Genomic DNA, 14,259 nt, shown 5'->3' with positions numbered 1-14,259 from the left:
CCGTGGCCGTCGTGGTCGTGACAGATTCGTCCGCCAGCCTCCCTGCCGAACTCGCCGCCGAGCTCGATATCGCCGTCGTACCACTGCATGTGCTGATCGGTGACCGCGCGATCCGCGAGGGCGTCGACCTCGTCGACATCGACTACGCCTCGGACACGGTCACCACCTCGGCGGCATCGCCGGGCGAGCTGCGCGCTGTCTACGAACAGGCATGGGAGCTCAGTGGCGGCGATGGTGTTGTCGCGGTGCATATTTCGCGCCAGCTCTCCGGCACTTGGGAGGCTGGTAGGCAGGCTGTCCGCGATATGGATGCCGCCGATCGAGTGCGTCTCGTAGATTCGCTCGGTGCGGGCCTGGCCACCGGGCTGCCGGTTTTGGCTGCCGCGCGTCGCGCACGCACTGGAGCGCCGCTCGATGTCGTCTACGACACCGCGGTCGCCGCGTCTAGCCGAGCGCGCACGTTCATCCTGGTGAATCGCACCGAACAGTTGCGTCGCGGCGGCCGATTGAGTTCCGCCGCAGCGTTTTTCGGCAGTGAGCTGGTCACCAAACCGTTGCTGCAGATCGTCGAGGGTCGCCTCGAACTCCGTGAGAAGGTCCGTACGCGCTCCAAGGCTTTCGCGAAACTCGTTGCCGCAGCGGTCGATGCGGCGGGTGAGGACGGTGCTGCCGTCGCGGTCCAACATCTCGGCGCTGAAGAAGCCGCCCAAACTGTCGCCGCCCAACTCCGCGACCTGATCCCCGGCATCCGCGAACTGATCGTCGCCGAATTCGGTCCTGCCCTGGGCGTCCACCTCGGCGTAGGCGCGGTAGGGGTTCTAGTCCTCCCAGGCGGGGCCTGACCCCCGGTCGTTGCGTCGAACGGGACATGGCTGAGGCGAATCGCGAGTAGTGCCGCCATCATGTCCCGCCGTGCGCGGGACCTGTCGTTGTACAACTGTTTCGCAGAGGACCTGGCGCGAGAAGCCGATCAGCGAACCGCGGACGCGGATTGACGCAGGGCGCGGGCGCCGATGCGGACGGCGTCCCAGTCCGTGTCGGGTCGCCGGTCCAGCGCCTGTGTCAGCCAGCGCGTTCGCTCCTGTTGCTCGTGCCGCAACAGGCCGAGGTCGATTTCGATGCCGTCCGGTGGACCGGATGATTCGAATTCGCGAAGGCGTTCGTTCATCGCGGCGAACAGTGCGCGATCGAATTCGATGACGGCCGTGCGGAATTCGTCGGTTGGCACGCTCATCCTACCGGTCGGGGGGCCGGTGAATTCGATCTCGCTCTCCGGATCCACCGGGTAGCGCCAAGCGACAGTGACGGAATCGCAGCCGTCCTCGACGGTGCGCCACCATCGCAAATGCGGGCCGAACCACAGGTATCCGGTATCGAGGGTGCGGTCGCCGTACCAGGTCGACGCGGCGTCTACCTCGGGCGTGTCCGCCCACGACCAACCCGTCGATTCGGTGCCGACGAAGTCGATCAGGTCGCCGGGCACCGGCTCCAGTGCGCCCGGCAGCAACGTCAGGATGTCTTCCCATAGGCGGGCGACGTAGTACTCGACGTAGCAGTCGTGCGGAGTCTCGTGGTGTCCGGCTTGGGTTCGCAGTAGCTCGGCCGTGCGGTCTGAAACGCGCAGCAGGTCATGGTCGCCGACACCGATGTAGTACCAGCCCTCGGTGAGCGCGAACCAGTGCAGAGCCCGGTACTGATCTCCGCCCGGCCCGACTCGGTCGAGCGGCGTCAAGCCGAAACGGAATCGGATCACGGACCAAGTTTTGCACCTCCCGGTCCGCCACGCCCGCCGACCGACCCGCGCGGCGTCGGCGAGTTGTCCACACCCCCGCACTTATCAACAGGGCCGCTGAATTGCCTGCTCGGCCAGGGCCTTTCGCCGCCGACCAGAACTACCGTCGCCTCCATGCCACGACAGGACGAACGCCAGCGGATGCAGCGACGACTCGGCGCACTGACCAGCCGTGTCAGTGCCAGCCGGAGGGGAATCGCAGGTGCGGCCGAAGCCGCACGTCCCCTCAGCGGCCGCCGAGCGCATCTGGTGAGTCCGCGGCCAACGGCGACCAGGGGATCCGGACTCCGCGATGTGCTCCCTACCCGAGCATCCGAGGCGTCGTTGCAGCCTGCCCGGTCATCGATAGGTCTGTTGCACGGTGCGAAACGGCGGTCGACCGAGTTGAGCCCTGACGAGAGCCTAGTGGCGCCTGAAAGCGCAGGGTCGCTGCGGAATGAGCCCCTGATTGCTGACGCGTCGGCTGTAGATCGCCGACCGGGTGAGCGGGGCTCGGGTGTGAGCCAGGTGATCGAAATGAACCGAGCGTCCTGGGTAGCGGCGAAGCCGTCGGGAGCCACCGCGCTCCGTGCAGGCGGGTGGTCGGATGAGGACGGATCGGCCGGAGATACGACGTTTTCGGTTGCGCAAGGTACGGTCGCGTCATCGCTGGGTGGCGTGCGCGATCGAGACTGGCGATCGCGTGAGGAGGTTCCAGAGGGCCCGGTGCTCTCTCTGAGTGCGTCGTCGGAAGTTGATGCCGAGTCGTCAGTGGATCGGCGGTGGGGATCTGGTGCGAGCGGGATACCTTCTCAGCGCGCGGGGCGGTGGGGTCTTGCGGAGTTGCCGTCCGAGGCGGAGGTCGAGGATGGTGATGACGAATTCGGTGAGGTGCGTTCGCCGGGGTGGCTGGATGAGCCCGCTGAGGGGAGGGGGTGGCGGGATCGGGTTGTGCCGGAGCGGTTTCGGGGGATGCGGCTCGATCCGGGGCGTCGGGGATTGTGCACGCTGCTGGTGATCGGGTTGGTGGCGATGGTGGTGGCCGCTGTCGTCATATTCCGTGAGCGGCCGGTCGCTCGACCGGTGCCACCGGTGCCTGCGGTGCGGACGATCACAACTCCCGCTGTTGCGCAGATGTCGGGTGCGGTACCGCCGAGCACGGCCGCATCGTCCGGTGCCGGGCCGGTACCCATCCAGCCCGGTGGTGCGACGGCATCACGCGGTGATGCACTTGCTGAGCCAAGTGCCGAATTGGTGGTCAGCGTGGTCGGTTTGGTGCACCGCACCGGATTGGTGCGGCTGCCCGCCGGTGCGCGCGTCGCTGACGCACTGGTAGCGGCAGGCGGCGCGCAGGATGGCGCGGACCTCGCCGGACTCAACCTGGCGCAGCGGCTGGTCGACGGCGACCAGGTGCTCGTCGGCCCACCCGGACCGAACCCGGGCCCACCACGACTCGGCAGCATGACCATCAACACGGGCGGCCGCACCTCGGCGGGGCCATCCGGATCCGCCCATCCGACAACCCCTTCGGGCCGCATCGACCTCAACACCGCGACGGAATCCGAACTCGAAGGGCTCCCCGGCATTGGCCCGGTCATGGCGAAGGCGATCATCGCCTGGCGCACCACCCACGGACGCTTCACCGACGTAACCCAACTCGGCCAAGTAGACGGCATCGGCCCCGCCCGCCTGTCCCGCCTGCGCGAGCTGGTGAAGGTATGAGCTCGACAGAACATCGGCCGCGCACTCGACGGCCTTGGAACTGGCCTCGCCCACAGGATCTCGGCGATGTGGTGGCGGACATTACCGCGCGTGATCGAGAAATCAGGCGTCGCGACGGGCATGGCATGCGCGATGGGCAGGCTGGGGACGGGCAGCTAAGCAGTCGGCACGCCAGCGTTGGGCAGGTCGAGGCCGACGATGGCGAGGGGCCAAGTGGTACGGGATTCGAGCTGGCCCGTCGAAGTGAGCGAGTCCGTGGCGAACGTGGTGCCGGGCGGCACCTCGACGGCCGGTATGTGGGTGGCGGTGGTGCCGGGCCGGGCGGGATAGATGGTTCCGGGCGCCCGGACACGACAGACCGGAGCCGGCGAAGGTCGCTGGGCCGTGGTGCGGAAGGCGATGACTCCGATGATGAGCCGCAGGTGCTCGATGCTCGGTTGTTGCCTGCGGCGGTGTGTTGTTGGGGGGCAACGATTGTGGCGGTGACGGCTGGGTGGGTGGCGGGGTTGTTGCTTGCGGTGGCGTTGGTGGTGTTGGCGATAGGGTTGTGGGTTCTGCTGTTGTGGGCGATGGCGCATCGGGGGGAGCGGCGGCGGGCTGTGGCGGTGGTGGCGCTGGCGGCGATGTTGTTGGCGGCAGGGTTCGCGGTGGCTGCGGCGTGGCGGGAGCATCGGGTGGCGACGCATCCGCTGCGGGCGGCGTCGGGGTACTCGTTGCGGGTGGTGGTGACGCCGAGTGGTGATCCGAAACCGGTGCGCGGCAGCTCATTCGGGGGTAGTCGGTGGGTTTTGCGGGGCGGTTTGGACGAGTATCGGCTCGGCGAGACGACGGTTAGGGCCGGTGGAGCGGTGGTGATTCTGGCATCGGGTGACGGGTGGGGCGAGTTGCTGCCTGGGCAGGCGGTCGAGTTCCAAGCACGAGTGGATGTACCGGGGCGGCGTGATCTCACGGTGGCGATGCTGCTGGCGCAGGGATCACCGCGGGTTATCGGCGCATTGCCGTGGTGGCAGCGGGTAGCCCGTTCGGTGCGTTCGGATTTCGCGACGGCGACGGCTCGGGCGCTACCGCCGGAACCTGCCGGACTGCTGCCCGCGCTCGTCGACGGCGACACCTCCGCGCTGCCCGACGAGCTGCGCGAGGAGTTCGAAATCGCCGGCCTCGAACACCTCTGCGTGGTCAGCGGGGCCAACTTCACCATTTTGCTCGGAGCGGTGCTGTTGGTGGTGCGGGTGCTGACCCTTGGTCCGCGGGCCGGAGCGGTGGCCGCCGGGGCGGCGCTGGTGCTGTTCGTGATCATCGCGCGACCCGATCCGAGCGTGTTGCGGGCCGGGGCGATGGGCGCGATCACCTTGCTTGCCTTGGTAACTGGGCGTCGGAAACAAGCGCTACCCGCGCTCTGTGCGGCGATCATCGGACTGCTTGCCGTATGGCCCGCACTCGCGGTGTCGGCAGGCTTCGCGTTGTCGGCATGTGCGACCGCCGGATTGATCCTGCTGGCACCGAGTTGGGCGGACTGGCTGCGGGCGCGAGGTTGGCGGCGCGTGCCCGCCGAGATCGTCGCGGTGGCGACGGGCGCGTTCGTCGTCACGACACCGCTGGTGGTCGCGTTGGACGGAAAGCTCAATCTGGTCGCGATATTCGCGAATGTTCTGGTGGAGCCGGTCATCGCGCCCATCACGGTGATCGGCGCGGTGGGTGCGGTGCTCGCCTGTATCTGGTTGCCGCTGGCCGAACTCGTCGTGCACTGTGCCGCACCGCCTATGTGGTGGTTGCTGTTCGTCGCCGAACACGCCGCCGACGTGCCCGGCTCGTCGGTCGAGGTGCCCAGCGGAATGCTCGGCGGGCTGGTCGCCCTCGTGGTTGTCACGGTGGGCATCCTCGCATTGAGGTTCGCCGCGATACGGCGGGTGATCCTGACCGTGGCATTCGGTGTCGCGGTGGTGGCGATCCCGGTACGGATCTGGCATCCCGGCTGGCCACCCGCGGGCTGGGTACTCGCGGCCTGCGACGTAGGCCAAGGCGACGGACTCGCCTTGTCCGTCGGACCGGGCACCGCCGTACTGATCGACGTCGGCCCCGAGCCCCGCCCGATCCGAAATTGCCTGGACCGCTTACACATCTCCCGCGTCGCACTACTGGTATTGACTCATCCGCACGCCGACCATATCGGCGGCATCAGTGGCGCAGTAGACGGACGAGCCGTAGCCGCGGTGGCTGTCGGATTGCATGAGCTCGAGGGGGTGACGGCGAACACCGGCGGCATGGCGGCCACTAGTGGCAGGCCGGATTCCAGCGGGGCGGGGGTCGTCAGCGGCACGTCGAACGTCAGTGGCATGGCGGCCACTGGCGGTACGCCGAACTCCGGCGGTACGCCGAACTCCGGCGGTGTACCGGAATTTAGCGGCGCACCGGATTCCAGCGGGGCGGGGGTCGTCAGCGGCATGTCGAACGTCAGTGGCATGGCGGCCACTAGTGGTACGCCGAGCGCAAGTGGGGCAGCGATCGTCGGTGGCGTGCCGAGCGCTATTGGCGCACCGGTCGCTAGTGAGAGGGCGAGCGACAGTGGGATGGTGGACCCGAGCGGGGCGTCGGTCTCCGACGATGGGCGGTCGGCCCGGACCGCGCAAGCAGATTCTGCCTCGGACGGTGGTCGTGAGTTCGGGGGTGGATCAGTAAGCGGCGGTTGTGGATTGCCAGAGGCTCAGCATGATTCGGCGAAGCGGGTGGATGGCGCTGCGAGTGGCGGATCAGGTTCGGTGATTGGGGAGGTGGGCGTGCAGTGTCAGCGGACCGGTGATTCGTGTGAGTCGCCGGGCGAGCGATGCACGCAGGCAGTCGATCAATCCTCATCGCGCGGCCCGAATGGGGCGGCTTCGCGGCATGGTGCGCGGGTGGAAGGACTGGCCAAGGTGGTGGCGGTTGCGGGGGAGGCGGGGATTCCGTTGATCGAACTGTCGGCCGGACAGGTATTCCGTTTCGGCACAGTCGAATTGGAGGTGCTCGCGCCTGCGGTGGGTGGGCCGCGGCCCACCCCGGGAGCCGAGGCTGAGGAAGCCAACGACCGTTCGATCGTCCTCGCCGCGACCACGGCCGCCGGACGCATCCTGCTGACCGGAGACATCGAGGCGGCCGCGCAACGCGCATTACTGCAGAGCGGAGTCTCGTTGCAGGCAGACGTGCTGAAGCTGCCGCACCACGGGTCACGCACCACCACAACGGAATTCCTGGCCGCAGTGCATCCGCGGCTGACTGTGGTCAGTGTCGGTGCCGAGAACACCTTCGGCCATCCGAACGCTAGCGTCCTCAGCGAGTTATCCGACCTCGGCAGCACCGTGGCGCGCACCGATCAGCGCGGCGACGTGCTGGTACTAGGCGAGGGAGGACCACTGCGCGTAGTGACCGCCCGATGACACATTTACGCACTGTAAAGCAGATCGTCATACGACATCTCGAGCCCGCAGGCGGGAGAACGCTTCGATCGGCTCGACGCCGAGTTGACGTGGCGCGTCGTCGACGCGAGTTGCCGGGTTCTGCGTGGGGCTCGGTGAACACGCGGAACCTGCGGCGCGGGTCTGTCGGTGGGGGACCGTAGGATCGCTGCCGTGACCGAGCCCAGCGAGCGTCAGCGAGTGAAACTTCGACACGGCGTGCCTTCGCCGATGGCGGAGGCGAGCGTCGGCGAGGTCGCGTCATGAGCGAACGAAGTGAGCGAATCATGACACAGTGCGCCTCGCGCATGACGGAGCCGAGCGCTAGCGAGGTGGAGTCATGAGCGAGCGGCCCGCGCTGCATCTGGCGCTGGGGGATGAGGAACTGCTGGTCGAGCGGGCGGTGGCGGAGGTCACCGCGCAGGTGCGTGCGCTCGCGCCGGATGCTGAAGCGGTGCCGGTAGATCGGATGCGGGCAGGTGACGCGAGCACCGCGGAACTGGCCGAGTTGTTGAGTCCGTCGCTGTTCGCCGAGGACCGGGTGATCATCCTGGAGTCGGCGGCCGAAGCAGGCAAGGACGCGGTCGCGGTGATCACCGCCGCCGCGAGCGATCCGCCCGAAGGCGTGGTGCTGGTGGTACTGCATTCGGGTGGCGGACGAGCGAAGACGCTGGTGCCCGCGCTGCAGAAGGCCGGTGCGGTCGTGCACGATTGCGCCAAAATTACCAAGTCGGCCGAGCGGGTCGAGTTCGTGCGCGGCGAATTCCGCAACGCCGGGGTGCGCGTCGCGGGCGACGTCGTGCAGGCGATGTTGGAGTCCGTCGGCTCCGACCTGCGCGAACTCGCCGCCGCGTGTTCACAGCTGGCCTCCGACACCGGCGGCAAGATCGACGTCGCCGCCGTCCACCGCTACTACTCCGGCAAAGCCGAGGTCTCCGGATTCGACGTGGCCGAGCTCGCCGTCGCCGGCGACCGCCCCGGCGCGATGGAAGCCCTGCGCTGGGCCAACGACCGCGGCGTCCCGCACGTGCTGCTCGCCGACGCCCTCGCCGACTCCGTGCACACCATCGCCCGAGTCGGTTCCGCAGGCCGCGGCGACCCCTTCAAACTCGCCCAGCAACTCGGCATGCCCCCATGGAAGGTCAAAAAGGCCCAAGCCCAGGCCCGCAACTGGACCCCCACCACCATCGGGTCCGCCCTCCAGGTGGTCGCCGCCCTGAACGCCGACGTCAAGGGTGGCGCCGCCGACGCAAACTACGCCCTGGAACACGCCCTCAGCCAAATCCTGGACCTGCACTCCGCAGGCTGACATCACCAGCGGACGCCGCCCTGCACGAAAACATCAGGCCCGCGTAGGAATTGGTCAGCTCGCGCGTCGATTGGCTGACGGGACCACGCTGTGCCGGGACCATCGGTGAATCGCGCCTGCAATGTGCCGGATCTGGTCCACCGGGCCTGATCAGCCTGTCCGGTATCGGCTGGCAGATGTGCTGTGCCGGGACCTCGGCGATGGATCATTCCGCGCATGAAATGCGTGGACCCGCATGCGAAATCGCTGGGTCCGCACAGGAGTTCATCTGTCCGCGTGGCAATTGGCTGGCCGAAGGGCGCTGCGGTGACGTCCGCGATGGCGCGCTCCGTGCGTGAAGCCGACTGGATTGCGCGGGAGTGAACCCGCTCGCGCGGCGATTGGCCGCCAGAACCACGCTGGGTCGGACCCCCACACGACGGAGTACCCCGCGCATGAAATCGGCCAGTATCGGCATACACCGGAATTGATCGGAACGACGGCGCGAAACAGGCACCGATGCGTATGAAAGCTACTGACCCGCACTGGAATTGGCTGCACTCCTCCGAAACTGGAGGGCAGGATTGTGCCTACCGCAGCCCCGCTGCTTCGTGGGCGATGGCGTCCGCGCACTGTGGTCGACGGCGCGCGTTGAATGGCCTGCTGCGAACGGATTTGCCAGCAATCTCGTGCGCGGCCGGAAGAGACGTGCGCAGCGTCGGCGATGAGCCGCGGTTCCGGCGTTGACTGAGCTGGTCATTGGTTCGCAGCCTGCGTGCCACGCGCCGCTTAGGTGTGCGGGTCGCCGGTGTATTGGGTGGCGGGTCTACTCGAACGATGCTGTCACTTGCGGTCGCGATCGAGTGGAGTGCCGCATTCGGCTGGGAGCCGGACGTTCGATCTGTGATACCGGATGTGTGCTGAGACACATGTGGGGGAGAACTCAGTGGCTCCGAATTGCGTAGGACCTGCTGACGGAATTGTTTCGGGGCTCGGTGAGGTGCGGCTATCGATCGCAACGTCAGGCGAGGTTTGTCCTGTCTTTGCTGGGTCATTTGGAGCAGTTTTGACGAGGCTTAATGTTTGCCGATCGAGGCCTGGCCAGTGCTTTTGTGACGAATTCGGCGAATTACTAGCTACCCGAATCGTGTCAAACTGGATCTGGTTATGGACGAGCGAACTGCACCGGTCTTTCCGGTTGATGATTCCCGGCGATCCGGTGCTTGGCACGGGCGTCGGCGGCGGGGTGGTGTGCATCGGCGGCCGGAACGGCGGGTGGGGCTGACTGTGCTGAAAGTAGTGGCCGGCGCGTTGTCGGTGGCAGTGCTGGCGGGGACAGCGGTCGGGTGGGCGACCGAGGGGCGGTTCGACAAGGGGTTCACCAGGTCGGCGGCGTTGGGGGTGGATGCGCCGCGATCGCTCGCCGGCGACATGAATGTGTTGCTGATCGGGTTGGATACCCGCAAGGATCAGGATGGTAATGATCTGCCGAAGGAGATCCTCGATCAGCTACATGCGGGCGACGGCGAAGAGGGCGGATACAACGCGAATACGTTGATCCTGGTTCATATTCCAGCCGATATGAAAAAGATTGTTGTGGTATCGATTCCGCGGGACGACTACGTCAAGGTGTCCGGCATTCCTGGATACACGAATGTGAAGATCAAGGAAGCGTACGGGCTGAAGAAGGCCGCCGTTCAGGATCAATTGATCAATCAGGGCGTGACCGATAGCAAGGCCTTGGAGCGTGCGGGACGTGAGGCGGGCCGGGCTTCGATCGTGCAGGCGGTGCGCGACCTGACCGGGGTACCGATCGATCGGTTCGGCGAGGTCACGCTGGCGGGCTTCTACGATTTGGCCAAAGCGCTTGGTGGAGTTGAGGTTTGCCTCAACAAGCCGGTGAACGACAGCTACTACTCGGGTGCCGACTTCCCCGCGGGCAGGCAGCGGCTCGACCCGGCCCAGTCGCTGGCCTTCGTCCGGCAACGCCACGGTCTGGAGAACGGCGATCTCGACCGGACCCACCGTCAGCAGGCCTTCCTCACCTCGGTGGCACTCGATCTGCGTAAGGCGGGCACGTTCACCGATGTCGGCAAGCTGGCCGCACTGATGGACGTCGCGCACCGCAATGTGGTGCTGTCCGACGGGTGGAACATCACCGATTTCCTGCGCACCCTCGGCACAGCCGAGAGCCCGGCGGTCGAATTCCGTACCCTGCCGGTGCTCCGCTACGACAACATCAACGGTCAGGACGTCAACATCATCGACCCGGCGGCCATCCGCCGCGAGGTCCGCACCGCCTTCGGTGACCCGGATCCCACTGTCGCGCTGTACAATCCGGCCCGCCCGCAAATGCTGCCGAGCGCCGACCCGTCCGTCGGACCCGCGATGCCGACGCCGGATGTAGGAAAGCCGGTGGACGCCACCATTACTGGCGACACCATCCCGTGTGTCAACTGACCGCAGGAATGCGACGCCACGAACGAAAGCTGTTGGACGTCAATAACTTGCGGAGTCGATCGTCAAGGCAGATCGCGGCCGAAGTAGCGGCTTCCGGGCTCGCCGAGGTACAGGCCGAAGCCGGGGATCGGCAGGTAGTCGGCGGAGGTGTAGAGGTTGATGGCTTCGGGCTGCATGTTGGCGGTTTCGAGGACTATTCGGCGGCGGCCCGCAGTGGTTGCGCTCTGTTCGACGGCGGCCAGTAGCTGCCTGGACAGGCCGCGGCCGCGGACTTCGACGGACACGTACATGCGTTTGAGTTCGGCATCGCCGTCGCGGAATCCGGGTTCGTGACCGTCGTGGGCGCGCCAGCCTGCGCAGGCGACGGGGGTTCCGTCGAGGTATCCGACGAGGAAGGCGCCGAGGGGTGGTTCGAACTCGGCTGGATCGGTTGGGGTTGCGTCGCCGCTGCCGTAGCGCATTACGTACTCCTGCTGGAGTTCCGCGATCAGCTTCTGCGCATCCGGGCTGTTATAGGCCCGTGCCACAAGGTCCATAGCGGCAACGCTAATGCGCCTGTCTAACGATTTTTCAGCAGAACCGCACACACCCGTACCGCGTGCACTGTCCATCCGGCACACAGTGAATCGTGCGCTACGCGGCGGTGCGAGCAATGCCCACACCGCCGCGTAACCGGTCGCTCAGGCGCGTCCCTGCACCTTCAGATCACCGGCGATGACATTGCGGGTCATCGGCAGTGCCAGCATGTCGTGCGGGAATCCGAGTTCGATGGCGCTCACCTGCTGCAGCCGATCCAGTTGTGCGGCATCGAATTCGACGTCGAGGGCGCCGAGATTGTCCTCCAACTGGGCGGCGGTGCGGGCGCCGATGATGGGCGAGGTCACCCCGGGATTGCGCAACGTCCAGGCCAGCGCGACCTGTGCGGGCGACTTGCCGATCTCGGTGGCGACTTCCTTGACCACGTCGGCGATGTCCAGTGACTTCTCGGTGAGCGCACCCTGTGCCGCCACCACCTCTTTGCGGGTGCCCTCGGGCGAGCCCGCGGCCTGGTGGTTCAGGTCGTCGCGGGTGTACTTGCCGGTGAGTACGCCGCCGCCCAGCGGCGACCACGGGATCACCCCGAGGCCGAGTTCCCGCGCCATCGGAATGAGGTCACGTTCGACGGTCCGCTCGATCAGGCTGTATTCGATCTGCAGCGCGATCAGCGGTGACCAGCCGCGCAGGTCGGCGATCGCCTGCATGCGGGAGACCTGCCAGGCCGGCGCATCGGAGATGCCGACGTAGAGCACCTTGCCCGAACGCACGAGATCGTCCATGCCACGCAGGATTTCGTCGACGGGTGTCATGAAATCCCAGGCGTGCAGGTAGAGCAGATCGATGTAGTCGGTGTTCAACTTGCGCAGGCTCGCCTCGACCGAGGCGAACATGCTCTTGCGGTGGTTCCCACCGGAATTGGGGTCACCCTGGCGGCGCAGCATCGTGTATTTCGTTGCCAGCACCAGGCTTTCACGATTGTCCGCGGTGAATTCGCCGAGCAGTTGCTCGGAGCTGCCGTTGGTGTACTGGCTCGCGGTGTCGATGAAGTTTCCGCCGCGATCGAGGTAGGTGTCGAAGATCTTGCGCGCCTCGTCTTTATCGGCACCCCAACCCCAGTCGGCGCCGAAGGTCATCGTGCCGAGAGACAGCGGAGACACCCGAAGACCCGAGCGGCCGAGCAGCCGGTAGGTATCGAGGGTGTGGGCTCCGGACATGTCCAGCTCCTTGTCGTTGGTGCATCTTTGGTGGTGAAAACCAGTCTGGAGCGAGGCAAGCGGATGGGTAAGGGAAGCTTCTTCCTGGGAAAGCCAGTCCTATGCAGCCGTAATATCGAAGGCGATGACTGGAACGGTGAACGCGACAGGCGGCGCGAGTGCACGGCCCGGCGGGCTGAACGGCCACGGCGGGCCGGTGAGCGCCGCGAATCCGACACACGAATTGGCGGCCTTCCTGCGGGACCGGCGCGAACGCCTGACACCCGGTGACCTCGGGCTGCCCGCGCGCAGGCAGGCGCGGCGCACGCCGGGACTGCGGCGCGAGGAGGTCGCGGAGTTGGCGGGGGTCAGCACCGACTACATCGTCCGGCTGGAACAGGGACGTGGCCTGCGTCCGTCGGCCGACGTGCTGGAGGCCTTGTCGCGGGCGCTGCGGCTGAACACCGACGAACGCGCCTACCTGTTCGATCTGGCCCAGCAGCGGCAGCCGAACGCCGCGAAGCCGAGCACCGTGGCGGCACCCGCGCTGGCCATGCTGGTGCATGATCTGTCGCCGCTACCGGCGATGCTGGTCAACCATCGCTACGACATCCTGGCCTGGAACCGGGAGATGTCGCGGCTGATCGTCGACTTCGACACGGTGCCGCCCCGGCAGCGCAACACCATGTGGCTGTGCCTGATGGAGCCGAGCATGCGTGAGTTCTATGTGGAGCGTGAGCGCATCATCCGCGAGGGTGTCGCCGATCTGCGTGCCGCCTGGGCGGCCCACCCCGAGGATCAGGCGCTGAGCGATCTGATCGCCGAGTTCACCCGCAGCGCTGAGTTCGAGCAAGCGTGGGCCGAGCACGACGTGAAGGTACACGGACGTGGTGCCAAGCCGCTGCGCCACCCGATCGTCGGGCAGTTGGTGGTCAATTACGAGGTGCTGATGCCGGTGCAGGATCCGGACCAGCGCATCATCATCTATCGAGCGGCCGATGCGGATTCTCAGACGGCGCTGGATCGGCTGGTGGCCGATCCGGCGCCGTTGGTCGATCGGACATCGCCAGGACTCACTCCACAGAGCTGAGTACTAGCTCCTCTTCGTCTTCCTCGGACTCCTCATAGCGGCCCTCCCAGTCGTCGTACACGGGCACTTCGTCGTCACGCGTGACAACCCACTCCAACGAGTAATTGCCCTCATCGTCGATGGGAACCATCACGTTCTCGATCTTCACCCCGAGGCCGAGGACCTCGGCGGCCCGGATGACGTCGGGCAGATCCTCGCCACGGACCACGGTCTGATTGGCGTAAACGGTAACCATGCGCCGAATGGTAGCTGGAACCACCGACAGGCTGTGGCCCGATCCAGAATCCTCGGCGATGAACACTGGGCTGACCAGGCATGGGCACGACAAAAGCCGCCGTGGTCGTCGAGGCCACGGCGGCTGCGTCAATGCATGTGGTACCGGATCGGTACCGGAAAAATCAGATCTTGTTCAGAGCCAGCGCGAGGGCCGACTTCTTGTTGGCGGCCTGGTTGGCGTGGATGACGCCCTTCGAGGCAGCCTTGTCGAGCTTGCGGCTCGCGGTCTGGAGCTGCGCGGCGGCCTTCTCTTTGTCGCCGGCCGCGGCGGCTTCCCGGAAGCTGCGGATCGCGGTGCGCAGCGCGGACTTGACCGACTGGTTACGCTTGCGCGCTTCCTCGTTGGTACGGATCCGCTTCAACTGGGACTTGATGTTGGCCACGCCTGTTTCCTCGTGTTCCTGTCGCTGAGTGGTTTGTGCTGGAAAAGTTCTTACGCGTGCGTCGCACCCTCGGTAAACGGGTAACGCAACGCCGAAGGTCGAGGATACCAG

General features: G+C 66.4%; 10 protein-coding genes and 1 pseudogene. 6 read left to right on the top strand and 5 right to left on the bottom strand.

Annotated features, from left to right (window positions below):
- Positions 1-2 precede the first annotated feature (2 nt).
- Positions 3-842, top strand: a complete 840-nt coding sequence (locus ACFWF1_RS37500; protein ID WP_379282503.1) for a DegV family protein — start codon at positions 3-5, stop codon at positions 840-842.
- 128 nt (positions 843-970) lie between these two features.
- On the opposite strand, the gene ACFWF1_RS37495 is transcribed toward ACFWF1_RS37500, so the two are convergent.
- Positions 971-1,753, bottom strand: coding sequence for a DUF5984 family protein (locus tag ACFWF1_RS37495; RefSeq protein WP_379282504.1), 783 nt, complete (start codon positions 1,751-1,753; stop codon positions 971-973).
- 990 nt (positions 1,754-2,743) lie between these two features.
- Here ACFWF1_RS37495 and ACFWF1_RS37490 point away from each other — a divergent pair.
- The 4 genes and pseudogenes from ACFWF1_RS37490 to ACFWF1_RS37475 form a co-directional block, all read left to right on the top strand.
- Positions 2,744-3,493, top strand: a complete 750-nt coding sequence (locus tag ACFWF1_RS37490) for a helix-hairpin-helix domain-containing protein (RefSeq protein WP_379282505.1) — start codon at positions 2,744-2,746, stop codon at positions 3,491-3,493.
- 482 nt (positions 3,494-3,975) lie between these two features.
- A complete protein-coding gene (locus ACFWF1_RS37485) occupies positions 3,976-6,903 on the top strand; it encodes a ComEC/Rec2 family competence protein (RefSeq protein WP_379282507.1) in 2,928 nt (975 codons plus the stop codon).
- A gap of 358 nt (positions 6,904-7,261) precedes the next feature.
- Positions 7,262-8,230: a DNA polymerase III subunit delta gene (gene holA, locus ACFWF1_RS37480; RefSeq protein WP_379282508.1), complete on the top strand. Its 969-nt coding sequence runs from the start codon at positions 7,262-7,264 to the stop codon at positions 8,228-8,230.
- Positions 8,231-9,376: 1,146 nt separating this feature from the next.
- Positions 9,377-10,585 (top strand): annotated as a pseudogene (locus ACFWF1_RS37475) (LCP family protein); the annotation flags it as partial.
- 146 nt (positions 10,586-10,731) lie between these two features.
- On the opposite strand, the gene ACFWF1_RS37470 reads toward ACFWF1_RS37475, so the two are convergent.
- The gene (locus ACFWF1_RS37470) at positions 10,732-11,205 is read right to left on the bottom strand and encodes a GNAT family N-acetyltransferase (protein ID WP_379282509.1); all 474 of its coding nucleotides are present in this window, start codon (positions 11,203-11,205) and stop codon (positions 10,732-10,734) included.
- A 144-nt stretch (positions 11,206-11,349) separates the two neighbouring features.
- Positions 11,350-12,420, bottom strand: a complete 1,071-nt coding sequence (locus ACFWF1_RS37465; RefSeq protein ID WP_379282511.1) for an aldo/keto reductase — start codon at positions 12,418-12,420, stop codon at positions 11,350-11,352.
- 124 nt (positions 12,421-12,544) lie between these two features.
- On the opposite strand from ACFWF1_RS37465, the gene ACFWF1_RS37460 reads away from it, so the two are divergent.
- Positions 12,545-13,489 carry a helix-turn-helix domain-containing protein gene (locus ACFWF1_RS37460; protein WP_379282512.1) on the top strand — a complete coding sequence of 315 codons (945 nt, stop codon included), beginning with the start codon at positions 12,545-12,547 and terminating at the stop codon, positions 13,487-13,489.
- On the opposite strand, the gene ACFWF1_RS37455 is transcribed toward ACFWF1_RS37460, so the two are convergent.
- Complete coding sequence (locus ACFWF1_RS37455) at positions 13,473-13,724, bottom strand: hypothetical protein (RefSeq protein WP_150403050.1); 252 nt, start codon at positions 13,722-13,724, stop codon at positions 13,473-13,475. The genes ACFWF1_RS37460 and ACFWF1_RS37455 overlap by 17 nt on opposite strands.
- Positions 13,725-13,887: 163 nt before the next feature.
- Positions 13,888-14,148, bottom strand: a complete 261-nt coding sequence (gene rpsT, locus ACFWF1_RS37450) for a 30S ribosomal protein S20 (protein ID WP_364728132.1) — start codon at positions 14,146-14,148, stop codon at positions 13,888-13,890.
- Positions 14,149-14,259: the final 111 nt, after the last annotated feature.

It is taken from the genome of Nocardia sp. NPDC060255, from assembly GCF_042727395.1.
Taxonomy (GTDB): domain Bacteria; phylum Actinomycetota; class Actinomycetes; order Mycobacteriales; family Mycobacteriaceae; genus Nocardia.
This window is presented reverse-complemented; position numbering and strand designations above follow the sequence as displayed.

Coding starts and splice junctions, on each gene's coding strand:
- ACFWF1_RS37465 (WP_379282511.1), bottom strand. CDS start 12,420: ATGTCCGGAGCCCACACCCTCGATACCTACCGGCTGCTCGGCCGCTCG.
- holA (WP_379282508.1), top strand. CDS start 7,262: ATGAGCGAGCGGCCCGCGCTGCATCTGGCGCTGGGGGATGAGGAACTG.
- ACFWF1_RS37460 (WP_379282512.1), top strand. CDS start 12,545: ATGACTGGAACGGTGAACGCGACAGGCGGCGCGAGTGCACGGCCCGGC.
- ACFWF1_RS37455 (WP_150403050.1), bottom strand. CDS start 13,724: ATGGTTACCGTTTACGCCAATCAGACCGTGGTCCGTGGCGAGGATCTG.
- ACFWF1_RS37470 (WP_379282509.1), bottom strand. CDS start 11,205: ATGGACCTTGTGGCACGGGCCTATAACAGCCCGGATGCGCAGAAGCTG.
- ACFWF1_RS37490 (WP_379282505.1), top strand. CDS start 2,744: ATGCGGCTCGATCCGGGGCGTCGGGGATTGTGCACGCTGCTGGTGATC.